19 protein-coding genes and 4 tRNA genes are annotated in these 26,027 nt (G+C 64.5%); 17 read left to right on the forward strand and 6 right to left on the reverse strand.

What is annotated here, in order from left to right; genetic code table 11:
* The first annotated feature begins 1 nt into the window (after nucleotide 1).
* The 9 genes from ACEN8I_RS10625 (at nucleotide 2) to ACEN8I_RS10665 (ending at nucleotide 7,502) form a co-directional block, all read left to right on the forward strand.
* Nucleotides 2–88 (forward strand) — tRNA-Leu (locus tag ACEN8I_RS10625).
* A 115-nt stretch (nucleotides 89–203) separates the two neighbouring features.
* The gene (gene tig, locus ACEN8I_RS10630; RefSeq protein ID WP_413328385.1) at nucleotides 204–1,514 is read left to right on the forward strand and encodes a trigger factor; all 1,311 of its coding nucleotides are present in this window, start codon (nucleotides 204–206) and stop codon (nucleotides 1,512–1,514) included.
* 158 nt (nucleotides 1,515–1,672) lie between these two features.
* Nucleotides 1,673–2,329: an ATP-dependent Clp endopeptidase proteolytic subunit ClpP gene (clpP, locus tag ACEN8I_RS10635; RefSeq protein ID WP_413328386.1), complete on the forward strand. Its 657-nt coding sequence runs from the start codon at nucleotides 1,673–1,675 to the stop codon at nucleotides 2,327–2,329.
* Nucleotides 2,330–2,479: 150 nt separating this feature from the next.
* Nucleotides 2,480–3,745, forward strand: coding sequence for an ATP-dependent Clp protease ATP-binding subunit ClpX (gene clpX / locus ACEN8I_RS10640; RefSeq protein ID WP_074575347.1), 1,266 nt, complete (start codon nucleotides 2,480–2,482; stop codon nucleotides 3,743–3,745).
* 116 nt (nucleotides 3,746–3,861) lie between these two features.
* Nucleotides 3,862–6,291: an endopeptidase La gene (gene lon, locus ACEN8I_RS10645; RefSeq protein ID WP_413328387.1), complete on the forward strand. Its 2,430-nt coding sequence runs from the start codon at nucleotides 3,862–3,864 to the stop codon at nucleotides 6,289–6,291.
* Between the two features lie 70 nt (nucleotides 6,292–6,361).
* Nucleotides 6,362–6,437: transfer RNA gene (locus ACEN8I_RS10650), tRNA-Gly, on the forward strand.
* 98 nt (nucleotides 6,438–6,535) lie between these two features.
* A tRNA-Cys gene (locus ACEN8I_RS10655) sits at nucleotides 6,536–6,609 on the forward strand.
* Nucleotides 6,610–6,713: 104 nt separating this feature from the next.
* Nucleotides 6,714–6,806 (forward strand) — tRNA-Leu (locus tag ACEN8I_RS10660).
* Nucleotides 6,807–6,869: 63 nt separating this feature from the next.
* Nucleotides 6,870–7,502 (forward strand): DUF6806 family protein, encoded by a 633-nt coding sequence (locus ACEN8I_RS10665; protein WP_007870593.1) that lies wholly within the window; start codon nucleotides 6,870–6,872, stop codon nucleotides 7,500–7,502.
* Here ACEN8I_RS10665 and ACEN8I_RS10670 read toward each other — a convergent pair.
* The gene (locus tag ACEN8I_RS10670; protein WP_413328388.1) at nucleotides 7,499–8,191 is read right to left on the reverse strand and encodes a TetR family transcriptional regulator; all 693 of its coding nucleotides are present in this window, start codon (nucleotides 8,189–8,191) and stop codon (nucleotides 7,499–7,501) included. The genes ACEN8I_RS10665 and ACEN8I_RS10670 overlap by 4 nt on opposite strands.
* Before the next feature lie 172 nt (nucleotides 8,192–8,363).
* Here ACEN8I_RS10670 and ACEN8I_RS10675 point away from each other — a divergent pair, with 172 nt between their 5' ends.
* The 8 genes from ACEN8I_RS10675 to oppF all read left to right on the forward strand — a co-directional run bounded on the left by ACEN8I_RS10675 (nucleotide 8,364) and on the right by oppF (nucleotide 20,300).
* Nucleotides 8,364–9,644, forward strand: a complete 1,281-nt coding sequence (locus tag ACEN8I_RS10675; RefSeq protein ID WP_413328389.1) for an efflux RND transporter periplasmic adaptor subunit — start codon at nucleotides 8,364–8,366, stop codon at nucleotides 9,642–9,644.
* A gap of 12 nt (nucleotides 9,645–9,656) precedes the next feature.
* Complete coding sequence (locus ACEN8I_RS10680) at nucleotides 9,657–12,836, forward strand: efflux RND transporter permease subunit (protein ID WP_413328391.1); 3,180 nt, start codon at nucleotides 9,657–9,659, stop codon at nucleotides 12,834–12,836.
* A complete protein-coding gene (locus ACEN8I_RS10685; protein ID WP_413328392.1) occupies nucleotides 12,829–14,331 on the forward strand; it encodes an efflux transporter outer membrane subunit in 1,503 nt (500 codons plus the stop codon). Before ACEN8I_RS10680 ends, ACEN8I_RS10685 begins: the two co-directional genes overlap by 8 nt.
* A gap of 340 nt (nucleotides 14,332–14,671) precedes the next feature.
* Entirely contained in the window at nucleotides 14,672–16,285 is a 1,614-nt protein-coding gene (locus tag ACEN8I_RS10690; RefSeq protein ID WP_413328394.1) for a peptide ABC transporter substrate-binding protein, read from the forward strand.
* A 158-nt stretch (nucleotides 16,286–16,443) separates the two neighbouring features.
* Nucleotides 16,444–17,364 carry an oligopeptide ABC transporter permease OppB gene (gene oppB / locus ACEN8I_RS10695; protein ID WP_413328395.1) on the forward strand — a complete coding sequence of 307 codons (921 nt, stop codon included), beginning with the start codon at nucleotides 16,444–16,446 and terminating at the stop codon, nucleotides 17,362–17,364.
* 11 nt (nucleotides 17,365–17,375) lie between these two features.
* Nucleotides 17,376–18,305 (forward strand): ABC transporter permease subunit, encoded by a 930-nt coding sequence (locus ACEN8I_RS10700; RefSeq protein WP_413328396.1) that lies wholly within the window; start codon nucleotides 17,376–17,378, stop codon nucleotides 18,303–18,305.
* Between the two features lie 8 nt (nucleotides 18,306–18,313).
* The gene (locus ACEN8I_RS10705) at nucleotides 18,314–19,318 is read left to right on the forward strand and encodes an oligopeptide/dipeptide ABC transporter ATP-binding protein (protein ID WP_413328397.1); all 1,005 of its coding nucleotides are present in this window, start codon (nucleotides 18,314–18,316) and stop codon (nucleotides 19,316–19,318) included.
* Nucleotides 19,311–20,300: a murein tripeptide/oligopeptide ABC transporter ATP binding protein OppF gene (gene oppF, locus ACEN8I_RS10710; protein ID WP_413328400.1), complete on the forward strand. Its 990-nt coding sequence runs from the start codon at nucleotides 19,311–19,313 to the stop codon at nucleotides 20,298–20,300. The genes ACEN8I_RS10705 and oppF overlap by 8 nt, the downstream gene beginning before the upstream one ends.
* A gap of 16 nt (nucleotides 20,301–20,316) precedes the next feature.
* On the opposite strand, the gene ACEN8I_RS10715 is transcribed toward oppF, so the two are convergent.
* The 5 genes from ACEN8I_RS10715 to ACEN8I_RS10735 form a co-directional block, all read right to left on the reverse strand.
* Nucleotides 20,317–21,327 (reverse strand): YeiH family protein, encoded by a 1,011-nt coding sequence (locus ACEN8I_RS10715; RefSeq protein ID WP_413328401.1) that lies wholly within the window; start codon nucleotides 21,325–21,327, stop codon nucleotides 20,317–20,319.
* A 91-nt stretch (nucleotides 21,328–21,418) separates the two neighbouring features.
* Entirely contained in the window at nucleotides 21,419–22,624 is a 1,206-nt protein-coding gene (gene metC / locus ACEN8I_RS10720) for a cystathionine beta-lyase (RefSeq protein WP_413328402.1), read from the reverse strand.
* 27 nt (nucleotides 22,625–22,651) lie between these two features.
* Nucleotides 22,652–23,647 carry a Bug family tripartite tricarboxylate transporter substrate binding protein gene (locus tag ACEN8I_RS10725; protein ID WP_413328403.1) on the reverse strand — a complete coding sequence of 332 codons (996 nt, stop codon included), beginning with the start codon at nucleotides 23,645–23,647 and terminating at the stop codon, nucleotides 22,652–22,654.
* 65 nt (nucleotides 23,648–23,712) lie between these two features.
* Entirely contained in the window at nucleotides 23,713–25,308 is a 1,596-nt protein-coding gene (locus ACEN8I_RS10730; RefSeq protein ID WP_413328404.1) for a rhodanese-like domain-containing protein, read from the reverse strand.
* A 75-nt stretch (nucleotides 25,309–25,383) separates the two neighbouring features.
* Entirely contained in the window at nucleotides 25,384–25,974 is a 591-nt protein-coding gene (locus tag ACEN8I_RS10735) for a hypothetical protein (RefSeq protein ID WP_413328405.1), read from the reverse strand.
* Nucleotides 25,975–26,027 lie beyond the last annotated feature (53 nt).

Genomic DNA, 26,027 nt, shown 5'->3' on the forward strand with positions numbered 1-26,027 from the left:
CGCGCGGGTGGCGAAATTGGTAGACGCACCAGGTTTAGGTCCTGACGCCAGCAATGGTGTGGGGGTTCGAGTCCCCCCCCGCGCACCACCCTGAGGCTTGCGGGCGGCAGTTCTTGCGTCCATGCGCTCAGGCGTTGCGGAAAACCCGCGACATGCCAGGTGAAAACCTGTTTTGACTACTTTTTGATCTTAGGAAGACCATCATGGCCGTGACTGTTGAAACCCTTGAAAAGCTCGAGCGCAAGATGACGCTCACGCTGCCCGTCAACACCATCCAGTCGGAAGTTGACACCCGCCTCAAGCGCCTGGCCCGCACGGTCAAGATGGACGGTTTCCGTCCCGGCAAGGTTCCCATGAATGTCGTGGCCCAGCGCTACGGCTACTCGGTGCACTACGAGGTCATGAACGACAAGGTCGGTGAAGCCTTCGCCGTGGCCGCCAACGAAGCCAAGCTTCGCGTTGCCGGCCAGCCCCGCATCAGCGAAAAAGAAGGTGCTCCTGAAGGCGAACTCGCGTTCGACGCGGTCTTCGAGGTCTATCCCGAAGTCAAGATCGCCGACCTGTCGAATGCCCAGGTCGAAAAAGTCAGTGCCGAAGTCAGCGACGCGGCCATCGACAAGACCCTGGACATCCTGCGCAAGCAGCGCCGCACCTTCGCCCAGCGCGCGGCCGATGCGCCCGCGCAGGACGGCGACCGCGCCACCATCGACTTTGAAGGCAAGATCGACGGCGAACCTTTCGCCGGCGGCAAGGCCGAGGACTACCAGTTCCTGATCGGCGACGGCCAGATGCTCAAGGAATTCGAAGACGCCGTGCGCGGCATGAAAACCGGCGAGAGCAAGACTTTCCCGCTGAACTTCCCGGCCGACTACCACGGAAAGGACGTGGCGGGCAAACAAGCCGACTTCCTCGTGACGGTCAAGAAGATCGAAGCCGCCCACCTGCCTGAAGTCAATGAGGCCCTGGCCAAGTCCCTGGGTATCGCCGACGCGACGGTTGAAGGCCTGCGCGCCGACATCAAGAAAAACCTCGAGCGCGAAGTCAAGTTCCGCCTGCTGGCCCGCAACAAGAACGCCGTGATGGACGCGCTGGTCGCCAACGCTGAACTCGACCTGCCCAAGTCCAGCGTGCAGGCCGAACTGGACCGCATGGTCGAAGGTGCCCGCGCCGACCTCAAGCAGCGCGGCATCAAGGACGCCGACAAGGCGCCGATTCCCGAAGAAATCTTCCGCCCGCAAGCCGAAAAGCGCGTGCGCCTGGGCCTGGTGGTCGCCGAACTGGTGCGTACCAACGAACTGCAAGCCAAGCCTGAGCAGCTCAAGGCCCACATCGAAGAGCTGGCCGCCAGCTACGAAAAACCGCAGGACGTGGTGCGCTGGTACCTGAGCGACAACCGCCGCATGGCCGAAGTCGAGGCGGTTGTGATCGAAAACAACGTCACCGACTTCGTGCTGGGCAAGGCCAAGGTCACCGAAAAAGCCATTTCCTTCGACGACCTGATGGGCCAGAACTGATTCTTCAGCGCCTTTGTTGACGTTGGGGCTTGTGCTTTGCGGCGCAGGCCCCAATTTCTTTGGGCTACGGCATCGGCAGCCCGCGAGTACGCCGCCAGCCTTCGCCGAAATTCCCGGGTGGAATTTTTGGGTACAGTACAAACATCTCTGGAGAACACATGATGGTCCGAAACAGTATTTACGGCGGCGCCTATACCGGCCCGCAAGCCGGCGCCCAGGATGCGCAAGGCCTGGGCATGGTGCCCATGGTCATCGAGCAATCCGGCCGCGGCGAGCGCTCCTACGACATTTATTCGCGCCTGCTCAAGGAACGCGTGATTTTCCTGGTGGGCCCGGTCAACGACCAGACGGCCAACCTAGTGGTGGCCCAGCTCCTGTTCCTGGAAAGCGAAAACCCGGACAAGGACATTTCCTTCTACATCAACTCGCCGGGCGGCTCCGTCACGGCCGGCATGGCGATTTACGACACCATGCAGTTCATCAAGCCCGACGTTTCCACGCTCTGCGTGGGCATGGCGGCCAGCATGGGCGCCTTCTTGTTGTCGGCCGGCGCCAAGGGCAAACGCTTTTCGCTGCCGAATTCGCGCGTGATGATTCACCAGCCCTCGGGCGGCGCCCAGGGCCAGGCGACGGACATTGAAATCCACGCCCGCGACATCCTCAAGACGCGCGACCAGCTCAACCGCATCCTGGCGGCCAACACCGGCCAGCCGATCGAGAAAATCGAGCGCGATACCGAGCGTGACTACTTCATGTTCGCGGAAGACGCCAAGGAATACGGCCTGGTCGACCAGGTGATCGCCAAGCGGCCTTAAGCGTCCCAGGGCGGTAAAACCGGCCAGTCGGCCCGGAACCCCCTCAAGTTGCTCTGCAACAACGGCGTTTTCTGTAACAGAAACGCCGTTTTTTTATTGGTTATCATTAGGTAACAGTTCCCTTCAGGCTCCTTAAAGGCATCCCCACCAATGGCCGAGAAAAAAGGCTCCTCCAGCGAAAAGACTTTGCACTGCTCTTTTTGCGGTAAAAGTCAGCACGAAGTCAAAAAACTGATCGCTGGCCCCTCGGTATTCATTTGCGACGAATGCATCGATCTGTGCAACGAGATCATTCGCGACGAACTCCCCGCCGGCGAAGATGTCCGCGAAACCCGCACCGATTTGCCCACGCCCCTGGAAATCAAGGGAACGCTGGACGGCTATGTGATCGGCCAGGAACCGGCCAAGCGCACGCTGGCCGTGGCCGTCTACAACCACTACAAGCGCCTGCGCCACAAGGAAAAAGCCAAAAAAGACGACGTGGAGCTGACCAAGAGCAATATCCTGCTGATCGGCCCCACCGGCTCGGGCAAGACCCTGCTGGCCCAGACGCTGGCGCGCACCCTCAATGTGCCCTTTGTGATGGCCGACGCCACCACGCTGACCGAGGCCGGCTATGTGGGCGAGGACGTCGAAAACATCATCCAGAAGCTGCTGCAGAGCTGCAACTATGAGGTCGAGCGCGCCCAGCAGGGCATCGTCTACATCGACGAAATCGACAAGATCTCGCGCAAGTCCGACAACCCGTCCATCACGCGCGACGTGTCTGGCGAGGGCGTGCAGCAGGCGCTGCTCAAGCTGATCGAGGGCACCATGGCCTCGGTGCCGCCGCAGGGCGGCCGCAAGCACCCGAACCAGGATTTCCTGCAGGTGGACACCACCAACATCCTGTTCATTTGCGGTGGCGCTTTCGCCGGCCTCGAAAAAGTCATCGAAAACCGCACGGAAGCCTCGGGCATGGGTTTTGGCGCAACCGTCAAAAGCAAGAAATCCCGCACCCTGACCGAAGCCTTCAAGGAAGTCGAGCCGGAAGACCTGATCAAGTTCGGCCTGATCCCCGAACTGGTCGGGCGCATGCCCGTGGTCGCCACGCTGGCCGAGCTCAGCGAAGACGCCCTGGTGCAGATCCTGACCGAGCCGAAAAACGCCGTCGTCAAGCAGTTCAGCAAACTGCTGGCCATGGAAGGCGTGGACCTCGAGATTCGACCCTCAGCGCTCAAGGCCATCGCCCGCAAGGCCCTGGCCCGCAAGACCGGCGCGCGCGGCCTGCGCTCCATCCTGGAGCAGTCGCTGATAGACACCATGTTCGACTTGCCCAATGCCAGCAACGTCGACAAGGTTGTCGTGGACGAGTCCACAATCGAGGAAAACAAGGCTCCCTTGTTGGTGTACCGCGAAGCGGCCAAGAAAGCCTGAGCACCATAAAGGCTGGCCGGAATGCTTGAAAAGCGCTCCCCTGCGCCCCATGTCTGGGTTGATTGTGTTTCGCCGGGCCATGCAACTGGCCGTCACGGCTAACGTTTAAGGTTTATATGTCCGGACAAACTTCATTGCCTTCCACCCCCATAGACCTCCCCCTTCTGCCTTTGCGGGACGTGGTGGTTTTTCCGCACATGGTGATCCCGCTGTTCGTGGGCCGTCCCAAGAGCATCAAGGCGCTGGAGTCGGCCATGGAGGCCGAGCGCCGCATCATGCTGGTGGCGCAAAAAGCCGCCGCCAAGGACGAGCCTTCGGTCGAGGACATGTTCGAGGTCGGCTGCGTGGCCACCATCCTGCAACTGCTCAAGCTGCCCGACGGCACCGTGAAGGTGCTGGTTGAAGGCCAGCAGCGTGCCAGCGTCAACAAGATTGAAGAAGGCGAGCAGCATTTCTCGGCCAATGTCACGCCCGTCGAAACCGTGGCCGTGATCGCCGGCGACAAGACCAGTGAAATCGAGGCCTTGCGTCGGGCCGTGATGCAGCAGTTCGACCACTACGTCAAACTGAACAAAAAAATCCCGCCCGAGATCCTGACTTCGATCTCCAGCATCGACGATGCCGGCCGCCTGGCCGACACGATTGCCGCGCACCTGCCGCTCAAGCTCGACGCGAAGCAGGTCATCCTGGACCTGGCCAACGTCAAGGCGCGGCTCGAGAACCTGTATGAGCAGCTCGAGCGCGAGGTCGACATCCTCAATGTCGATAAGAAAATCCGTGGCCGTGTGAAGCGCCAGATGGAAAAGAACCAGCGCGACTTCTACCTCAACGAGCAGGTCAAGGCCATCCAGAAGGAACTGGGCGAGGGCGAAGAGGGCGCCGACATCGAAGAGATCGAGAAAAAGATCAAGTCGGCCAAGATGCCGCAGGAAGCCCGCAAAAAGGCCGAGAGCGAGCTCAAGAAACTCAAGCTCATGTCGCCCATGTCCGCCGAGGCGACCGTGGTGCGCACCTACATCGACGTGCTGACCGGCCTGCCCTGGAGCAAGAAGACCAAGATCAAGCACGACCTGGGCAATGCCGAGAACGTGCTCAACGAAGACCACTACGGGCTCGAGAAAGTCAAGGACCGCATCGTCGAATACCTCGCGGTGCAGCAACGCGTCGACAAGCTCAAGGCGCCCATCCTGTGCCTGGTCGGGCCTCCCGGCGTGGGCAAGACCTCGCTGGGCCAGTCCATCGCCAAGGCGACGGGCCGCAAGTATGTGCGCATGGCCCTGGGCGGCATGCGCGACGAGGCGGAAATCCGCGGGCATCGCCGTACCTACATCGGCGCCTTGCCGGGCAAGGTCCTGCAAAGCCTGACCAAGGCCGGCACGCGTAACCCGCTGTTCCTGCTCGATGAGATCGACAAGCTGGGCACCGACTTCCGCGGCGATCCTTCCAGCGCCCTGCTGGAGGTGTTGGACCCGGAGCAGAACCACACTTTCGGCGACCACTACGTCGAGGTCGACTTCGACCTCAGCGACGTGATGTTCGTGGCCACCTCGAACTCGATGAACATTCCTCCGGCCCTGCTGGACCGCATGGAAGTCATCCGCCTGTCCGGCTACACCGAGGACGAAAAAACCAGCATCGCCATGCGTTACCTGCTGCCCAAGCAGGTCAAGAACAACGGCGTGAAGGAAGGCGAACTTGAGGTGCAGGAGCAGGCCGTGCGCGACATCGTGCGCTACTACACGCGTGAAGCCGGGGTGCGCTCGCTGGAGCGCGAACTCTCCAAGATCTGCCGCAAGGTCATCAAGGGCATACAGCTCAAGAAGATGGAGCCCAAGGTTGTCGTCACACCGGACAACCTCAACGAGTTCCTGGGCGTGCGCAAGTACAACTACGGCCGCGCCGAGCAGCAGAACCAGGTCGGCCAGGTCGTGGGCCTGGCATGGACCGAGGTCGGCGGCGACCTGCTGACCATCGAAGCAGCCATCATGCCCGGCAAGGGCGTGATCACGCGCACCGGTTCGCTCGGCGACGTCATGAAGGAGTCCGTGGAAGCCGCGCGCACGGTGGTGCGCAGCCGCGCCAAGGTACTCGGCATCAAGGACGAGATGTTCGAAAAGCGAGACATCCACATCCACGTGCCCGACGGCGCGACGCCCAAGGACGGCCCGAGCGCCGGCGCCGCGATGACGACGGCTTTTGTGTCCGCATTGACCGGCATCCCGGTGCGCGGCGACGTGGCCATGACGGGCGAGATCACGCTGCGCGGTGAAGTCACCGCGATCGGCGGCCTGAAGGAAAAACTCCTGGCGGCCTTGCGCGGCGGCATCAAGACGGTGTTGATCCCCGAAGAGAATGCCAAGGACCTGCAGGAGATTCCCGACAACGTCAAAAGCGGCCTGGAGATCGTGCCGGTGAAATGGATAGACCAGGTGCTGCAGGTCGCGCTTGAGCGCCAGCCTGTTCCGCTGACGGATGAAGAGGCCGCCGTTGCCGCTCAGGCCGCCGCGGCTGCGCCGGCGGAAGCCGCAGGCACGGTCAAACATTGAATCTTTCGCAAAGTTTTTTCGGACAGTTTGGAAAAGCCGAAAAACTACGCTATAATTTGAGGCTGTTATCGCGGGAGTAGCTCAGTTGGTAGAGCGCAACCTTGCCAAGGTTGAGGTCGAGAGTTCGAGACTCTTCTCCCGCTCCAATTCAAAGGGCAGCACTTCAAAATGCTGTCCTTTTTCATTGGGGTTTCACGAATAGTCGGCAAGGCCATAGTGCCGAAGCCGGTGGCAGACAGAATACGGCGCGGTAACAAAGCGGTTATGTACCGGATTGCAAATCCGGCTAGCCCGGTTCGACTCCGGGCCGCGCCTCCATCAAGCCCTGCAATCAGCCCCAGCCATGGGGCTTTTTTGTTTGACAATAGGCCAGAGACGCCGGGCCGGATGTTTGCACGGGGCCTTTGAAATAAAGCGTTTGAGCCTGAGTGGTGAAATAGGTAGACACAGCGGACTTAAAATCCGCCGCTTCGTGAATAGCGGGCGTACCGGTTCGATTCCGGTCTCAGGCACCACAGCACAGCGGCTCACCCATGCGCCGGGCACGCCTTCGAAAACTGGGTAAGATAAATTCCATCATGTCCCGCTACAACACACCTTTTGAGATCCACGTGCACGGCGAAGTGCCTTTGCGTGTGGAAGTTACCTTTGAGCAGCTGCAGGAGGCCCTGAAGCCGCTGTGGAAGTACACGGGCTCCAAATCCCTGGCGGCGGCCGCCGCGAGCGCCTATGAGGAAGAACCGGGCATTCGCTTCGACGTTCATAAACACCTGCTGCAGATGTGCTGGACCGTGCCGGGTGACGAGGATTTCCGGCAGGCCCTGGACGAAATGTGCATGGGCCTGAACGACCTCGCCGAGGCGGGCGCGCCCATCGAGGTGACCTTCTACGACTCCGATTTCGACGAGGAGGAGGGCGACGAGGACGAAGAGGCGCGTGATGACTTCGCGATGTATTTCGTCGGCCCGACGCCAGCCGCCATCATGCAAGTCCAGCGCGATTTGCTGGTGCAGGACATGATTGGCCTGATGGAGCGCCACTTTGACGGCTCCGAACTCGGCGAAGTCGTCGCGGCCGTCGACAGGCTGTTCGAGCAGCGGTTTGATGCCCTGGTCAACTCCATGCAGCTCGGCAAGCCGCCGCGGGGGTTGGGCGGGCCGCAGGGCGGCTCAGGCCACGGCGGCGGGCGCAAGCCCCGGCATCTGCACTAGACAGGCCTGGAAATGCCGCGAGGGGCTGCGGCACCCTGCGTTTCGCCGGGAAATCCCAGCCCGCGCAAATAAACATCAATCGCGCGCTGGCCGACCTCCAGCAGGTCAAAAGCCTGCGGGTCCAGCAACCAGTTCTGGATCAGCCCGTCGATCAGCGCGTGCAAGCCCTGCGCGCCCACCGATGCCGGCACCGGCAAGTCAAGCTTCATCTGCTCCGCGGCGGTTCCCAGGCTTTGCTCTATGCGTTCCAGAAAACCGTTGCGCACCGTGAGGTGGCGCAGCCGGACGGCCTGCAATTCCTCCACATATTCAACTTTCTGGGTCGCGACCTCGAACACCCGGCGGGTCTGCGTATCGGTCACGATGTGCCGCAAGGCATTGACGGTGGACAGCCGTATCCTGTCTATGGCGTTGAGGCCGGCCTCGCCGTCCGGGCCCGGGGCTTCCTGTTGTTCGTTCTCATGGTGGAAGGACTCTTCCATGGGCAGGGTGACCCGCTCCATCATCGCGTTAAACAAGTCCGCCTTGTCCTTGAAGTGCCAGTAGACCGCGCCGCGGGTGGCGCCGGCGCGCCTGGCGATGTCCTGCAGGCTGGTGCGCGACACCCCCTGCGCCTGGAAGAGATGTTCAGCCGCGTCCAGCAGCTTGTGGCGAGTGGCCAGAGCCTCTTCTTTTGTTCGACGGGCCATCGACTGCCTCCAATGTAAATTTCTGGATTTTTGTTATACATTCACAAATGTATGTAAACTATAACACTCGCAAAAACCCTTATTCTTTTCGTTTTCGGCGAACAACCGGCTGAGCCGCCATTGCCGACTACGCCCTGCTTTGCGCTTTTTTCCCAAAAATTCGAGGAATAGCATGCCCAAGTCTCGCGTTGCCCATTCGTTTGTACTCCCCTCATTCCTGAAATACCAGCCCCTTGCCGCCGCGGCCGCATTGGCCCTGCTGCTAGCCGGATGCGGCAAAGGCGCAGGCGCTCCGGGCGGAGCGCCGCCGCCCGCGGAAGTCGGCGTGGTCACGGTGACCCAGGGCGATGTCGGCCTGATCACCGAACTGCCCGGCCGCCTGGAAGCTTCACGCGTGGCCGAAGTCAGGGCGCGCGCCGCCGGCATCCTGCAAAAGCGGCTGTTCCGCGAAGGCAGCGACGTCAAGGCAGGCCAGCAGCTGTTCAGTATTGATCCCGCGCCTTACGCAGCCGCGGCCGCCAGCGCCAAGGCCAGCCAGGCCCGTGCCGAAGCCAACCTGGCACAGGCGACCGCGCTGGCCGAGCGCTACAAGCCGCTGGTGGAGGCCAACGCCGTCAGCAAGCAGGAATATGCCAACGCCGTGGCCGCGCAGAAGCAGGCCGAGGCCGATGTGGCCGTGGGCAAGGCTAGCGTGCAGACCGCGAACATCAACCTGGGCTATGCCTCGGTGACGGCGCCTATCTCGGGCCGCATAGGCCGCGCGCTGGTGACTGAAGGCGCACTGGTCGGGCAGGGCGAAGCCACGCAGCTCGCGGTGGTCCAGCAGATCAATCCCATGTACGTCAACTTCACGCAGTCGGCGCCCGAGATCATGAAGCTGCGCGCCGCGATGGACAGCGGCCAGTTCAAGCGCGCCAGCGGCGCCGAAGCCGCCAGCGTGCGCATCGTGCTGGAAGACGGCAGCGAATACGCGCGCCCCGGCCGCCTGCTGTTTTCCGACCTGACGGTGGACGCCACGACCGGGCAGGTGACCTTGCGCGCCGAAGTCCCCAATCCTGGCGGCCAGCTGCTTCCTGGCCTCTACGTGCGCGTGCGCCTGGAGCAGGCGCAGGTCAGCAATGCCATCACCTTGCCGCAGCAGGCCGTCACGCGCACTGCGCAGGGCGATACGGTCATGGTGGTGGGGGCCGACGGCAAGGTCAGCCCGCGACCCATCAAGATAGGCTCGGCCCAGGGCAACCAGTGGGTAGTGCTGGACGGCCTGAAGACCGGCGAGCAGGTCATGGTCGACGGCTTCCAGAAACTGCAGCCCGGCGCCACGGTCAAGCCCGTGCCGTGGCAGGCGCCCGGCGCCAAGCCCGCCGCCGGTGCGGCGTCCGCCCCGGCGGCGCCGGCGTCAAGCGCATCCGCCGCGAAACCCGCCGCTTCCGCCGCTTCCGCGGCAGCGAAGTAAGGAGCCCCGCACATGGCCAAGTTTTTCATCGACCGGCCGATCTTTGCCTGGGTGATCGCACTGTTCATCCTGGTGGTGGGCGGCGTGGCGATCACGCAGCTGCCGATCGCCCAGTACCCGCCCGTGGCGCCGCCCGCCATCGTCGTCAGCACCGCCTACCCGGGCGCTTCGGCCCAGACGTTGGAGGACAGCGTGCTGTCGGTGATAGAGCGCGAAATGAACGGTTCGCCCGGCCTCATTTACATGGAGTCGGTCGCGCAGGCCGACGGCACCGGCAGCATCACGCTGAGCTTTGAGCCCGGCACCAACGCCGACCTGGCGCAGGTGGACGTGCAGAACCGGCTCTCGCGCGCCTCGCCGCGCCTGCCCGCCGCGGTGACGCAGCAAGGCGTGCGCGTCGACAAGTCGCGCTCCAACTTCCTGCTGTTCACCATGCTGTCGTCCGACAACCCCGCGCATGACCCCATTGCGCTGGGCGACTATGCCTCGCGCAACATCGTGCCCGAGCTGCAGCGCGTCAAAGGCATAGGCCAGGCCCAGCTGTTCGGCAGCGAGCGCGCCATGCGCATCTGGCTGGACCCGGCCAAGCTCCAGGGCGTCAGCCTCTCGGCCAACGACGTCAACACCGCGATCCGCGCGCAGAACGCCCAGGTGTCCGCCGGCAGCATAGGCGACCGGCCCAACGTGGCGGGGCAGGGCATCGCGGCCACCGTGGTGGTCAACGGCCAGCTCGCCAACGTCGAGCAGTTCGGCAACATCGTGCTGCGCGCCAACACCGACGGATCGTCGGTGCGACTGAAAGACGTGGCGCGCATCGAACTGGGCGGCCAGTCCTATGCAACCTCGGCGCGCCTAAACGGCAAGCAGGCCATCGGTATCGGCGTGCAGCTCGCGCCCAGCGGCAATGCCCTGGCTTCGGCCCAGGCCGTGCGCGCCAAGATGACCGAGCTCGAGCGCTATTTCCCGCAGGGCATGAAGTGGAGCATCCCCTACGACAGCTCGCGTTTCGTCAAGATCTCGATCTCGCAAGTGGCCGAGACCCTGTTCGAGGCCGTGGCGCTGGTGTTCCTGGTGATGTTCCTGTTCCTGCAGAACTGGCGCTACACCATCATCCCGACCATCGTGGTGCCTATCGCGTTGCTGGGTACCTTTGCCACCTTGCTGGCGCTGGGTTTTTCGATCAACGTGCTGACCATGTTCGGCATGGTGCTGGTGATCGGTATCGTGGTCGATGATGCGATCGTGGTGGTCGAGAACGTCGAGCGCATCATGACCGAGGAAGGCCTGCCGCCGCTCGAAGCCACGCGCAAGGCCATGCAGCAGATTTCGGGCGCCATCATCGGCGTGACCGTGGTGCTGATCTCGGTGTTCGTGCCGCTGGCCTTCTTCGCGGGCTCGACCGGCAACATCTACCGCCAGTTCTCCGCGGTGATGGTGTCGTCCATCGCCTTCTCGGCCTTCATGGCCCTGTCGCTCACGCCGGCCTTGTGCGCCACCCTGCTCAAGCCGGTCGAGGCCGGGCACCACCACGCCAAGACCGGCTTCTTCGGCTGGTTCAACCGCGGCTTTTCGCGCACGGCCAAGAGCTATGAAGGCGTGGTCGCACGCATCCTCAAGCGCGCGGCACGCTACCTCATCATTTATGTGGCCATCATTGGCGCGGTCGCGGTGGTCTACCTGCGCCTGCCGACTTCCTTCCTGCCCAACGAAGACCAGGGCAACCTGCTGGTCAACGTGCAGTTGCCGCCGGGCGCCACCTACGAGCGCACGCTGTCGGTGATGCAGACCGTCGAAGGCTTCATGCTCAAGCAGCCCGAGGTCGAAAGCATGGTCGGCGTGCTGGGTTTCAGCTTCTCCGGCCAGGGCCAGAACGCGGCGCTCGCCTTTGTGACGCTCAAGGACTGGAAGGAGCGCGACGGCGAGCAGCACTCGGCCGCCGCGGTCGCCGGCCGCGCCTTTGGCGCGCTCATGGGCGTGCGCGACGCCTTCATCTACCCGCTGAGCCCGCCGCCGATTCCGGAGCTGGGCACGGCTTCAGGATTCAGCTTCCGCCTGCAGGACCGCGGCGGCGCGGGCCACCAGGCGCTGGTCAATGCGCGCAACCAGTTGCTGGGCATGGCTTCCAAGAGCCCGGTCCTCGCGCAGGTGCGCCCCGACGGCCTGGAAGACGCGCCGCAGCTGCAAATCGACATAGACCGCGACAAGGCCAATGCGCTGGGCGTCACCTTCGACTCGATCAACTCGGTGCTGTCGACCTCGCTGGGCTCGAGCTATGTGAACGACTTCCCGAACCAGGGCCGCCTGCAGCGGGTGGTGGTGCAGGCCGATGCGCCGGCGCGAATGCAACCCGACGACCTGCTCAGGCTCAACGCCAGCAACAGCAAGGGGCAGCCCGTGCCGCTGTCGGCGTTTGCCACCACGCGCTGGATCACCGGCGCGATGCAGACGGTGCGCTACAACGGCTACCCCGCAATGCGCATAGGCGGCAGCGCCGCGCCGGGCTACAGCACCGGCGCCGCCATGGCCGAGATGGAAAAACTCGCGGCCCAGCTGCCGCAGGGCTTCGGCTTTGAATGGACCGGCCAGTCGCGCGAAGAAAAACTCGCCGGCTCCCAGGCCACGCTGCTCTACGGTTTTGCCATCCTGGCGGTGTTCCTTTGCCTGGCCGCGCTGTACGAGAGCTGGAGCATTCCGCTGGCGGTGATCCTGGTCGTGCCGCTGGGCGTGATCGGCGTGCTGCTGGCTACCTTGTTCCGCGGCTATGCGAACGACGTGTACTTCCAGGTCGGCCTGATCACCATCATCGGCCTGTCGGCGAAGAACGCGATTCTGATCATCGAGTTCGCCAAGGACTTGCAGGCGCAGGGCAAGGGCGTGATCGAGTCCGCCCTGGCGGCGGCCCACTTGCGCTTTAGGCCCATCGTCATGACCTCGCTGGCCTTCGGCCTGGGCGTAGTGCCGCTGGTGATCGCTTCGGGCGCGGGCTCGGCGAGCCAGCGCGCCATCGGCACCGGCGTGATAGGCGGCATGGTCACCGGCACGGCCCTGGCGGTGATTTTTGTTCCCGTGTTCTTCGTGGTGGTGCGCGGCCTCTTCAAGGGCAGCGAACGGCAAAACAGGATGTATTCCGAGCATGCCAAGGCGGCGGGCATCACCGGAGAGGAAGGAAATGAAGGTAAGGCCCATGAGTAAATTCCCATCCAGGTTCCCGCAGCTTCTGGCGCTGGGCGCGGCGGCGCTGCTCGCCGGTTGCTCCATGATCCCGAAGTACGAGCGGCCGGCCGCCCCCGTGGCCGACCAATACCCCACTGCCTCGGGCTGGATTGCCGAGTCGGCACAGACCACCACTGGTAGTTCCGCCACCGTCAACACGCCGGCCGCGGCCGACATCGAGTGGCAGACCTTCTTCAGCGACCCGCAGCTGCGCAAGCTGATCGACGCGGCGCTGCGCAACAACCGCGACCTGCGCATCGCCGTGCTCAACATCGAGCAGGCACGCGCGCAGTATCGGATACGGCGCGCCGACCAGTTCCCGACCATCAACGCCGGCATTACCGGCTCGCGACAGCCTAACGCCAACGGCAACGGCAGCATCACCAGTTCCTACACCGGTGGTCTGATCATGACGTCTTACGAGCTGGATTTCTTCGGCCGCGTCGCCGCCCTCAAGGAGTCGGCACTGGCGCAGTACCTGGCGACGGAAGAAGGGCGCAAGACCACCCAGATCAGCCTGATCGCCTCGGTGGCCAACACCTACCTGAGCCTGCTGGCCGACGAGGAACTGCTGGCGATCACGCAGCAGACGCTGGCCACGCGCGAGGAGTCCTTCAAGCTCAGCAAGCTGCGTTTTGACAACGGCGTCAGCTCAGAACTGGACTTCCGCCAGGCCGAGTCTCTGACCGAGGCGGCACGCGCTTCGCTGGCCCAGCAGGTGCGCCAGCGCGCGCTGGACCAGAACGCCCTGACCTTGCTGATAGGCCAGCCGCTCATCGGCGAGCTGGCCGTCGCCCTGCCGGCCGGCAAAGGCCTGGCCGATGCACCCATGATGGTTGACGTGCCGGCGGGCCTGCCCTCCGACCTGCTGACTCGCCGCCCCGACGTGCGCCAGGCCGAGCAGCTGCTGCTGGCCGCCAACGCCGACATAGGCGCGGCGCGCGCGGCCTTCTTCCCGCGCATTTCGCTGACGGCCAGCGCCGGCAGCGCCAGCTCGCACTTGAACGGCCTCTTCAAGAGCGGCTCCTACGGCTGGACCATGGCGCCGCAACTGATCCTTCCGCTGTTTGACGCGGGCCGCAACCGCGCGGGCCTGGATTCGGCCAATGCCGGGCGCGACATCGCCATCGCCCAGTACGAAAAATCCATCCAGACGGCGTTCCGAGAAGTGGCCGATGCCCTGGCCGGCCGTGCCACCCTGGGTGAGCAATTGCGCGCCCAGCAGGCCCAGGCCAACGCCGAAGCCACGCGCTTCAAGCTGGCCGACCTGCGCTACCAGAACGGGATTGCCAGCTACCTGGACCAGCTCGATGCCCAGCGCGCGCTGTTTACCGCGCGCCAGGCCGTGGTGCAAACCCGCCTGGCCCAGCTGCAAAGCCAGGTCACGCTCTACAAGACGCTGGGCGGCGGCTGGAAGGAGCCGCCCCCTGAAGAGGCCCTGAGCCTGAAGGTTGATACCCAGCTCAGCCGCTGAATTCGTCGACCGCCAGATCCCGGGCGCCCGCTCCCTTTTAGGGGGCGGGCTTTTTTTTGCCGGTTTCCCGGCCGCGATCCGCATCGCTATGCGCGCCTGGCATTCATTTGTGAGCAAGTGTGCCGGATGTATCCGCGCGGGCCTTGCGATACGAGGTCTCTTAAGCGACACGGCATGCTAATTGCTGAAGGGTTACTCCCTACGAAGCGGCCTTGGGCGCGGCGGTATATTCGCGCCGACCGACAGGCCAAACGTCGAGCCTCCCATGGGAGGCGAGATGCTCCATCCACCACGGCGGGCCACAAGCTCGCCGGTTTTTTACACGGGAGTGCAAACAAGCATGAACTCAAACTGGACGATGAAAACCCTGGCCGGCGCCGTGCTGCTGGCCTGTGCCGGCCTGGCCGCCGCGGCCAACGTGCCCGCCGGCGTGAAGCTGCATGAGACCCAGGAACTGGTCCGCAACAACGGCTCCGAGCCTGAAACCCTGGACGCCGCGCTGGCGACCGGCGTGCCGGCCAACAACGTGATCCGCGACATGTTCGAAGGCCTGTGTGCCGCGGACAACAACGGAAAAATCGTGCCCGGCGTGGCGGAAAGCTGGAAGCAGGTCGACCCGCAAACCTGGGTCTTCAAGCTGCGCAAGAATGCCAAATGGTCCAACGGCGACGCCGTGACCGCCGACGACTTCATCTACAGCATGCGCCGTTTCGTCGACCCGGCGACTGCCTCAAAATACGCCTCCACCTACGGCGTCTTCCTGCTCAATGCCAAGGAGATCATTGAAGGCAAGAAACCCGTCACCGAACTGGGCGTCAAGGCCGTCGACCCCTACACCCTGGAAATCAAGACCCCTTTTCCGGTCAACTTCCTGCCCGAGGTCGTGTCCAACCCCCAGCTCGCGCCCTTGCACAAGGCCACCATCGAAAAATTCGGCAAGGACTGGACCCGGCCCGCCAACATGGTGAACAACGGCGCCTTCTCGCTCAAGGACTGGCAGGTCAACAGCAAGATCATCCTGGCCAAGAACCCCGCTTACTGGGATGCGAAGAACGTTCAGCTCACCAAGGTCACCTACCTCTCGGTTGAAGACGGCAATGCTGACGTCAAGCTCTATGAGTCGGGCGAAAACGACTGGGTCTACCAGCTTCCCCCCGGCACCTACGACAAGTACAAGGCGCAGTACCCCAAGGAGATCCGCAACACCGACATGCTGGGCTTGCGCTACTACTCGCTCAACAATGCGGACCCGGCCCTCAAGGACATTCGCGTGCGCAAGGCGCTGTCCATGGCGCTGGACCGCGACATCCTGGCGCAGCGCGTCACGGCCGACGGGCAGACCCCGGCCTACGGCGTGATCGTCAAGGGCACTTCGGGTGCCGACGTGACTGCCTACGACTGGGCCAAGTGGCCCGCCGACAAGCGCATTGCCGAAGCCAAGAAGCTGCTGAAGGAGGCGAACCTTCCTGCCGGCACCAAACTCAAGTTCTCCTACAACACCAGCGACTACCACAAGAAGATGGCTATCTTCGCGGCCTCCGAGTGGAAGACCAAGCTGGGCCTGGATGTTGAACTCGAAGCCATGGAGTTCAAGGTGCTGATCAAGAAGCGCACCGACAAGGACTACCAGATCGCCCGCAACGGCTGGATCGCCGACTACAACGATGCAACCACCTGGCTGACCCTGGTGCAGTGCGACTCCGACCAGAACTACCACAACAGCTGCAACCGCAAGGCCTCCGCGCTGATCGACGAAGGCAACCAGCAGCTGGACCCGGCCAAGCGCAAGGTCCTGCTGACCCAGGCGGCGAAGATGATCATGGAAGACTATCCCATCATCCCGCTGCTGCAGTACACCGTGCCGCGCCTGGTCAAACCCTATGTGGGCGGTTATTCGACCACCAACGCGCTGGACCGCTACCGCGGCAAGGACCTGTACATCATCAAGCATTGATGACGGCCATGGGGGCGGGCGCCGCCGCGCGCCTGCCCGTCCCTGATCCGCTTCTTCCATTTCCCGAAATATTCTGATGCCTTGCAGGCTGTTCAGGGCTAAGCTGTACCCGGCCCGCACCTTCATGCGCTCACACTGACTAGCCCGGAGATATCCTCATGTGGTCATACGCCTTCAGGCGCGTCCTGGCGACCCTACCGACCTTGCTGGCGGTGGTCACCGTCTGCTACCTCCTGCTCCACGGCACGCCCGGCGGTCCCTTTGACGAAGAGCGCAAGGTGTCCGCCGCGGTGCTGGCCAACCTGCAGGCCAAGTACCACCTTGACCTGCCGCTGTGGCAGCAGTACCTGTATTACCTCAACAGTTTGTTGCATGGCGACCTGGGCGCGTCCTTCCGCTATGCCGACTGGTCGGTCAACGAGCTGGTGGCCAAGGCGCTGCCGGTTTCCGCGGCGATAGGCGGGGGCGCCATCGTCATCTCTCTCTTTGTCGGCGTCTTCCTCGGCACCATGGCTGCCTTGCGGCAGAACAGCGCCATCGACTACCTTGTCATGCTGCTCGGCAACGCGGGCCATGTGTTCCCGTCTTTTGTGATCGGCCCGGTGCTGATCCTGGTGTTCGCGGTCTGGCTCAAGGTCGCCCCGGCCGGCGGCTGGGACGACTTTTCGCCGCGCTTCATGGTGCTGCCCATGCTGCTGCTGATTTTTATCAACGTGGCCACCATAGGGCGCGTCATGCGCGGCAGCCTGATCGAGGTGCTGCACAGCAACTTCATACGTACTGCGCGCGCCAAGGGCCTGCCCATGCGCACCATCATCCTGCGCCACGCCCTCAAGCCCGCGCTGCTGCCGGTGGTGTCCGTCATGGGCCCGCTGGCGATTTCATCGATCACCTCGGCCATCGTGACCGAATCGGTGTTCTCGCTGCCGGGCATAGGCAAGCTCATCGTCAACGGCGCCGCCAACCGCGACTACACCCTGGTGCTGGGCCTGGTGGTGCTGGTGACCGTGATCGCCGTGACGCTCAACCTGCTGGTCGACCTGGCTTATGCCTTGCTTGACCCGAAGATACGCTACTGAAGCGGGACGCCATGCTGTTCAGGAACAAAGACAAACAGGACCGTCTGGCCGCGGCGCTGGGCAACGCCCTGCAAACGGCGCCGGCCGATATTGCGGGGCGCAGCCCCTGGGCCGACGCGCGCGTGCGCTTTCTGCGCAACAAGGCGGCGGTGTTCAGCCTGGGACTGCTGGCCTTGATCACGCTGTGCTGCATCGCCGGCCCCTGGCTGCTGCCGCATGCCTTCGATGCCGCCGACTGGGACGCCATGAGCTTGCCGCCCACGCTCAAGAACGCGCATTTTTTCGGCACCGACGAGTCGGGCCGCGACCTGCTGGTGCGCAGCCTGGTCGGCGGCCGCGTGTCGCTGCTGGTGGGCTTTCTGGCCACCTTGTCGGCCGTCACGCTGGGCATTGTCTGGGGGGCGACGGCGGGCTTCATCGGCGGCAAGGTGGATGCCTTCATGATGCGCGTCGTCGACATGATGTACGCCGTGCCCTATCTGCTGATTGCCATCCTGATGGTGACCATTTTGGGGCGAGCCTTCTACCTGGTGGTGATCACCATCACGGTGTTCTCCTGGATGGACATGGCGCGCGTGGTGCGCGGCCAGACCCTGTCGCTGCGCTCGCGCGAGTTCATTGAGGCGGCGAGGGCGCTGGGCGTGCCGACGCGGCGCATCATCTTCCAGCACATCGTTCCCAACCTGCTGGGTGTCGTGGTGATCTACACCACGGTGACCGTGCCGACCGTGATTCTGGTCGAGTCGGTGCTGTCTTTCCTGGGGCTGGGCATCCAGGAGCCTATGACAAGCTGGGGCGTTCTGATCCACGATGGTGCGTCCGTCATGGAAGTGTCGTCCTGGATGCTGCTGTTCCCGGCCGGCCTGCTGTCGCTGACCCTGTACTGCTTTAACTACATCGGGGACGGCTTGCGCGATGCGCTGGACCCCAAGGAACGCTGAGCCACACCATGAGCCTGATCGAAGTCAAGAATCTCGGTGTGCAGTTCCAGACCCAGGACGGGCTGGTCTACGCCGTCAACGGCATCAACTTTTCGCTGGACCGGGGCCAGACCCTGGGCATCGTCGGCGAAAGCGGCTCCGGCAAAAGCCAGAGCGTGCTGGCCATGATGGGCCTGCTGGCCAGCAACGGCAAAGCCACCGGCCAGGCCTTGTACCAGGGCCGCGACCTGCTGGCCATGAAACCGTCCGAACTCAACAAAATACGCGGCAACCGCGTGGCCATGATCTTCCAGGACCCCATGACTTCGCTCAATCCCTACCTCACGGTGGAGCGGCAGATGACCGAGGTGCTGCAGTTCCACGAGGGCCTGGACCGCAAGGCGGCGCGCGCCCGTTCGGTGCAGTTGCTTGATGCTGTCAAGATCCCCGATGCGGCGGGCCGCATCACCCTGTACCCGCACGAGTTTTCAGGCGGTATGCGCCAGCGCGTGATGATCGCCATGGCCTTGCTGTGCGAGCCCGAGGTGCTGATCGCCGACGAGCCCACAACTGCGCTGGACGTCACGGTGCAGGCGCAGATCATCGCCTTGCTGCGCGATCTGCAGCGCGATTTCGGCACCGCCATCATCATGATCACGCACGACCTGGGCGTGGTGGCGGGCTTGTGCGATGAGGTGATGGTGCTCTACGGCGGGCGCGTGATGGAACAGGGCAGCGCCGACAGCATTTTTTACCGCGCCTCGCATCCCTACACCGTGGGCCTGCTGGGCGCCATACCGCGTCTGGACGCAGAGGGCGAAACGCTGATTGCCATTCCCGGCGCGCCGCCGAATATGGCGAAGCTGCCCAAGGGCTGCCCGTTCAGTGAGCGCTGCACCTTGTCCGGTGAGCAGTGCGTCGAGATCTTGCCCGCGCTGCTGCCGGCCGAGCACGATGCGGCCGTGCTCAGGGCCTGCCACCGCTCTGTGCAGGCTGTGTCGGAGCTCACGGCGAAGGAGGCCAGCCATGCGTGAGGCCTCTCCACCCATTCTGTCGGTGCGCGGCCTGCAAGTGCACTTCAGGATCAAGGCCGGCGGCGCCTGGCCCTGGTCGCCGGCCCGCATCCTCAAGGCCGTGGACGGCATTTCCTTTGACGTCCATGCCGGCGAAACCCTGGGCGTGGTGGGCGAGTCGGGCTGCGGCAAATCGACGCTGGCGCGCGCGGTGCTGAACCTGATCCCGGCCACCGCCGGCAGCATTGCCTGGATGGGCCGGGAGATGACCACGGCCTCCAGCGATACCTGGCAGGCGGCCAGGGCGGACATCCAGATGATCTTCCAGGACCCGCTGGCCTCGCTGGACCCGCGCATGACCATCGCGCAAATCATTGCCGAGCCGCTGCGCACGCACCGCCAGGCCATGCCCGAGGCCGAGGTCATGCAGCGCGTCAAGGCCATGATGGGGCGCGTCGGCCTGATGCCGCAGCAGATCAACCGTTACCCGCACGAATTCTCCGGCGGCCAGTGCCAGCGCATAGGCATTGCGCGCGCCCTGATCCTGGAGCCCAAGCTCATCATCTGCGACGAGCCGGTGTCGGCGCTCGACGTCTCCATCCAGGCGCAGATCATCAACCTGCTCAAGGAACTGCAAAAATCCATGGGCCTCGCGCTGATCTTCATCGCGCACGACCTGGCCGTCGTCAAACACATCAGCGACCGCATCCTGGTGATGTACCTCGGGCATGAAATGGAAGTGGCGCACAAAAAGGCGCTGTACGCGGCGCCGCGCCATCCCTACACCCAGGCCTTGCTGTCGGCCATCCCGATTCCCGACCCGGCGCTGGAGCGCAAAAAAGTGATCCAGCTTCTGCAGGGCGACCTGCCTTCGCCCATGGCGCCGCCTTCAGGCTGTGTGTTCCGCACGCGCTGCCCGCTGGCGATTGCGCGCTGCGCCGAGGAGGTGCCGGCCTTGCGCCGCCTGAGCGATGAGACGGAGGCAGCCTGCCTGTTGGCCTGAAAAGTTTGGTTGCCGCCTAACGGATAAAGCACAGGTAGACCGCGAAGATGGCAACCAGCCACAGCGTCTCCACCAGCATCAGCGCCATGGGCCGCCAACCCAGCTTGACCAGTTCCTCGAAGGAGGTCTTGATGCCCAGCGCCGAGATGGCGACCACCAGGCAGATGCGGGAGACCTGGCCCAGCGCCTCGTTGAGCCGCGGCGTGACCACGCCCAGGCTATTGGCCAGCACCAGCGCCATGAAGCCGACCAGGAAGAAGGGCAGCAGCGGTGTGCGCGGGCCGGCATCGCCGGTGCTGCTGCGCCTGCGCCAGTACCAGGCCAGCATGGCGACCACGGGCACCAGCAGCGTGACGCGAAACAGCTTGACGATGACCGCGACGTCGCCGGTCTCGTGCGACATCATCAGGCCAGCGCCCACGACCTGCGCCACGTCGTGGATGGTGCCGCCCAGAAAGATGCCGGCGCCGCTGTCGTCCAGCCGCAAAATTCTGGCCAGCAGCGGGTAGACCACCATGGCCAGCGTCGACAGGCCGGTGACACCGACCACGGTCAGTAGCGTGTGGCGCTCGTTGTCCGGCGTTTTGGGCATGACCGCCGCCACGGCCAGGGCCGCCGATGCGCCGCAGATGGACACCGCCGCGCCGCACAGCAGGCCGAAGTCGGTGCCCAGGCCCAGGCGCCGCGCCAGCCAGGCGCCCAGCGCGATGGCGCTGGCAACGGCGATCACCGCGGTGGCCAGCGGCCCCATGCCCAACTGCCCGATCTGCGCCAGCGTGATGCGCGCGCCCAGCAAGGCCACGCCTATGCGCAGCAGCGTCCTGGCGCAGAACTCGATGCCGGGCCGGCAGCGCGCGTCCTGGTAGAGGAAGTGAAAGGCCAGCCCGAACAGCAGGGCGTACAGCAGTTGCGGCCCGCCGTAGTGCTCGGAAAGAAAGGTCGCGCCCAGCATGATGAGCAGCGGCAAGGCCAGGCCCGGCCACAGGCTGCGGGTGCGAAGAAGCCAGAGACGCGCAGCGCTGGGCATGGTCGTGCAAACCTCGTGGAAAAGAAGCGAAGGGAAGAGGCGCCTCGAAGGCGCAGGAGATATGGAACAAGGGGCGCAGAGGCCCCCAGGGTCAGGCTTGCAGCGCGGCAAAGCCCTGCTGCAAATCGGCCAGCAGGTCGGCCGGGTCCTCGAGCCCGATGTGCAGCCGGATGATCTGGCCGCGGCCCGACCAGTCGGTCACGCTGCGGGCATTGCGCAGGTTGGCCAGCGTGACCAGGCTTTCATAGCCGCCCCAGGACGCGCCCAGGCCGAACAGCCGCAGGTCGTCGATCAGGCGCTCGGCGGCGGCCTGGTCGAAGCCCTGCTGCAGCTCGAAAGACAGCAGGCCGTTGGTGCCCTTACAGTCGCGTTGCCAGATGGCATGGCCCGGGTGGCTCGGCAGGGCCGGGCAGAACACCGTCGCCACCTCGCTGCGCGCCTGCAGCCAGGCCGCCACCTTCAGGGCGCCGCTTTCATGCACGGCCAGGCGCGCGGCCATGCTGCGCGTGCCGCGCAGCACCAGGAAGGCATCGTCGGGGCTCACCGTCATGCCGAAGGCGTCGCTGCGCTCATTGAGCGCCTGCCAGGCGGCTTGCGTGGTGGCGACGGTGCCCATCATCACGTCGGAATGGCCCGACAGGTATTTGGTCGCGGCCATCACCGACACGTCGGCGCCCAGCGCCAGCGGCCGGTACTGGTAGCCGGATCCCCAGGTGTTGTCGGCCACCAGCAGCGCGCCCCGCGCATGGGCGATGGCGGCCAGGCGCGGCAGGTCGCACATTTCATAGACCAGCGAGCCAGGGCATTCGGTGTACACCATGCGTGTGCCCGGCTCGATTTTTTCTTCCACGTCGCTGCCGTCGGCCGCAAAAAAAGTGCAGCGGATGTTGTAGGGCGTGAGGAAGGACTCGACCAGCTTGCGCGCCGGCTCATAGACGCCGTCCGACATCAGTACATGGTCGCCGGGCTTGAGGTAGGCCAGCAGCGTCATCGCGATGGCGGCCAGGCCCGTGGAGAAAAGCCGCGTGCGGTAGGCCCCCTCAAGTTCGCTGACCATGTCCTCCAGCGCGTAGTTGGTTGGGTTGCCGCGGGCCCCGTAGGTGAACACGCGCTCTTCGCCGCGCCGTTGGCGCATCTCGCGCTGGTGCGCCGTGCTGTCGAACAGCACGGTGCTCGCGCGCACCACCGGCGGGTTGACAGGCCGTCCGCCCTCATAGGCCGGCTGCTTGCCGGCATGGACCAGGCGGGTCAGGGCGGACGGGCTGGGCAAGTCGGCCGGCGGCGATTTTTTATTCATGTCGGAAAAGCCTTGGTGAATGAGCGATCAGTCTAGCTTGGCGCCCGAGAGTTTGACGACGCGCGACCAGCGGGCAATGTCCGTCTTGAGCTGCGCGGCGAAGGCCGCCGACGTGTTGCCGACCACTTCGCTGCCGCCTTCGGTGATCAGCTTGCTGACTTCGGGCGTCTTCAGGGCGCGCACGATGCTGTCGTGCAGGTAGGCCACGCGCTCAGGGGGCGTGCCGGCCGGCGCGAAGAAACCGTACCAATCTTCAAAGGTGGTGTTCTTGTAGCCCAGCTCTTCCAGCGTGGGCACTTTGGTGAACACGCCGATGCGGCGTGGGCTGGTGACGGCCAGGGCGCGCATCTTGCCGTTCTGGATGAAGCTGGACACCGAGGCGGTGGAGGTGATGAGCACGTCCACCTGGCCGCCCAGCAGGTCGGTGATGGCAGGCGCCGCGCCCTTGTAGGGCACGTGGGTCATGCCGATGCCGCTGTCTTTTTCCAGCACCACGCCGACCAGGTGCGAGAGCGTGCCGTTGCCTGGCGTGGCGTAGGTGACGCGCCCGCCGGGGGCCTTGGTTTGCGCGGCCAGGTCGGCAAAGCTTTTCAGGGGCGAATTGCTGGGCACCACCAGCACCAGCGGCGCGGCGTTGATCTGGGTGATGGGCAGGAAGTTCTTCAGCGGATCGAAGCCCGGCGAGGCATACAGCGTCGGGTTGACGGCCATCAGCGAGACCTGGCCCGTGAGCACGGTGTAGCCGTCGGGCTTGGCATCGGCCACGGCCTTGGCGCCTATGTTGCCGCCGGCGCCGCCGCGGTTGTCGACGATGGCGCTCTGGCCGGTGATGTCGGACAGGCGGGTGGTGACAAAACGCGTGGTGGCGTCATTGCCGCCGCCGGCCGGGAAGGGCGAGACGAATTTGATGGCCTGGTTGGGGAAGCCGCCGACCTGGGGCATGGGCTGCGCGGAGGCGGCGCCGTGCACGGCGAGCAGGGCGCAGCAAAGTGAGGCGGCGGTGAATTTCAGCTGGGCAAGCATGGAGACTCCTGAATGGATGAATGCAAAAACAAAGAAGGAGAACGAGGGCGGCCGGCCCTCGGGGTTCAAGCGTGCGCGTGCGTGGCCGCGACATCGGGCAGGTGAAAGGCCTTGAGTTCCTGCGCGTCGAGCTGCCCGATCAGGTTGACCTCCCAGGCCAGGTACTGGCGAGCCGCTTCCTTGTTGCCGTCGTGCCGGTCGTGCACGAAGAACAGGTAGTCAATGCAGTCGCTGTCGGCCGGAATGTTTTCAGAGGCCTGCAGCGGCAGGTCGGCTGCGCGCCAGCCGTCCAGGCCGCCTTCGAGCAGGCTGGGTTTCAGGCCCAGTGCCTGCAGGTCCACGGCCGCGCAGGCCGCCACGGCGGGCTCGTCGGCAATCAGCACCACAGGGCGGTGCTCACCGGCCAGGGCCTTTGCCAGGCGCGGCCGTATCGACCAGCGCGTGCCCGCGATGTGTTTCTGGCGGAACTGCATGCTGGGGCGCAAGTCGATGGCGCAGACGCTGCCGTCGGCCAGTCCGTCCTTCAGCGCCTGCGCGCTGGTGGCGGGCAGCGCGGGCAGGCCCACGGGCGCCGCGGCGGGCAAGGCCAGTCCGCTGGCCAGGCCCTGGCCCAGCACGCTGGCATCGTGGCCCAGCTGGCGCAGCCAGCTTGCCACCGTGAGCGCGCGCATGCCGTCGGTGTCGAACAGCACCAGGCGCGCCTTGCGCACGCCCACATACTGGTCGGTGGCCTGGATCAGCTGGCCGCCCGGCGTGTGCTGCGCGCCGGGCAGGCTGCCCTGCGCGAATTCCTCGGGGCTGCGGACGTCGCACAAAAACAGCGTGCGCTGCGTATCGCCGGCCCAGCCACGAACCGTCTGCGCGTCGACGACAGGGACGTTGAAGCGCTGCGCCAGCGCCTGGGCTGCCGCGCGCATGTCGGCGGTCCCCTGGGGTTGCGCCGATTCGGGGTAGCGGCGCGTGCCGCCGTGCTCGAGCTTGAGATCGGCCAGGTACCAGCCCTGGGTGCCGTTTTCGAGTGCCGACACGGGGTTGCGCACCCCCAGGTTGATCAGCGTCTGCGCGCCTATGATGCTGCGCGTGCGGCCCGCGCAGTTGATCACGATGTGGGTGCTCTCGCTGGGCACCAGGTCGCGTATGCGCAGGGCCAGCTCGCCGTTGGGGCAGCTGATCGCCGTCGGGATGTTCATCTTGCGGAACTCCGAGAACGGCCGCCCGTCCAGCACCACGACGTCATCCTTGCGCTCTATCATGGCCGCCAGTTCGGTCGCGCTGACCCGGGGCGTGTGGTAGACCTGCTCGGCCAGTTCGCCGAAAGTCTTGGACGGCACGTTGACGCCCGCGAACAGCGCAAAGCCGGCCGCCTGCCAGCCGGCGGTGCCGCCTTGCAACACCTGCACATCGCTGTAGCCGATCGCGGCCAGGCGGCGCGCGGCCAGGGGTGCGGCGCTGTTGCCGTCGTCGTCATAGACCACCAGCCGCACAGCTTTGCGCGGCGCCAGGCGCGGCGCGTCCAGCTCGAGCCGGCTGTAGGGCAGGGTGATGCCGTAAAACAAATGCGACTGGCCGTACTGGCCGTGCTCGCGCACATCGAACAGGGCGATTTCTTCGCCGTCGTGCAGCCAGGCTTTGAGCGTGGCCGCGTCTACAAAACGTGTCATGGAATAAATGCGTGTGGGTTCGGGAGATTCGGGAGATTCGGGAAATTCAGGGGAAGGGCCTGAAGTACGGGGTGCTCAGCGGCGGGTCTGCACGCCTATGCCCATGGTTTCGTAGGTGCCTTTTTCCATGTCGTAGCTGGTGCGCGAGGTCAGGGTCTCCAGCGCGCGGCCGTACATGTGCAGGTGGCGTATCACCTGGCCCGCGGGAATCTCCACCGAGTGGATGTCTTCCGGCAGCAGCGCGATGCCCGTGCCGGGCTCGACCACGACGGAGCTGACTTCCTTGAGCTGCGCCTTGCCCGGCACCGAGCCGTCGTCCTGGCGTTCGTACACACGGTTGAGTTCCGTGCCTTCCACGGCGCTGATGCAGGCCCAGGTGGTGTGGTTGTGCGGCACGATGCGCTTGCCGGGACGCATCACGTTGAGGTAGAGCGCAAAGCTCTGGTCGGCGTCTTCGGCGATCAGGTAGCGCGCCTGCAGTTCGGGGCTGACGGGGGCGTTGAACTCGGCCTCGCTCCACAGTTCCTTGCGGTCGGCCAGCTGGTTCAGCACCGCCAGCACCTTGGCCAGGGACTGGCGATTGGCTTCGCCGCTTCCAACAATAAGTTTAATGTTTTGAATGGCGGCACCAACGGCCTGGCTGCGTTCTGCTGTTGCGGTGTTCATAGGCGTTTCCTGGGTGAAATTCCGGTTTGAAGGGCCTAATATAGTCAAGTCAT

The sequence above is a fragment of the Polaromonas sp. CT11-55 genome, assembly GCF_047303325.1.
Classification (GTDB): Bacteria; Pseudomonadota; Gammaproteobacteria; order Burkholderiales; family Burkholderiaceae_C; genus Polaromonas.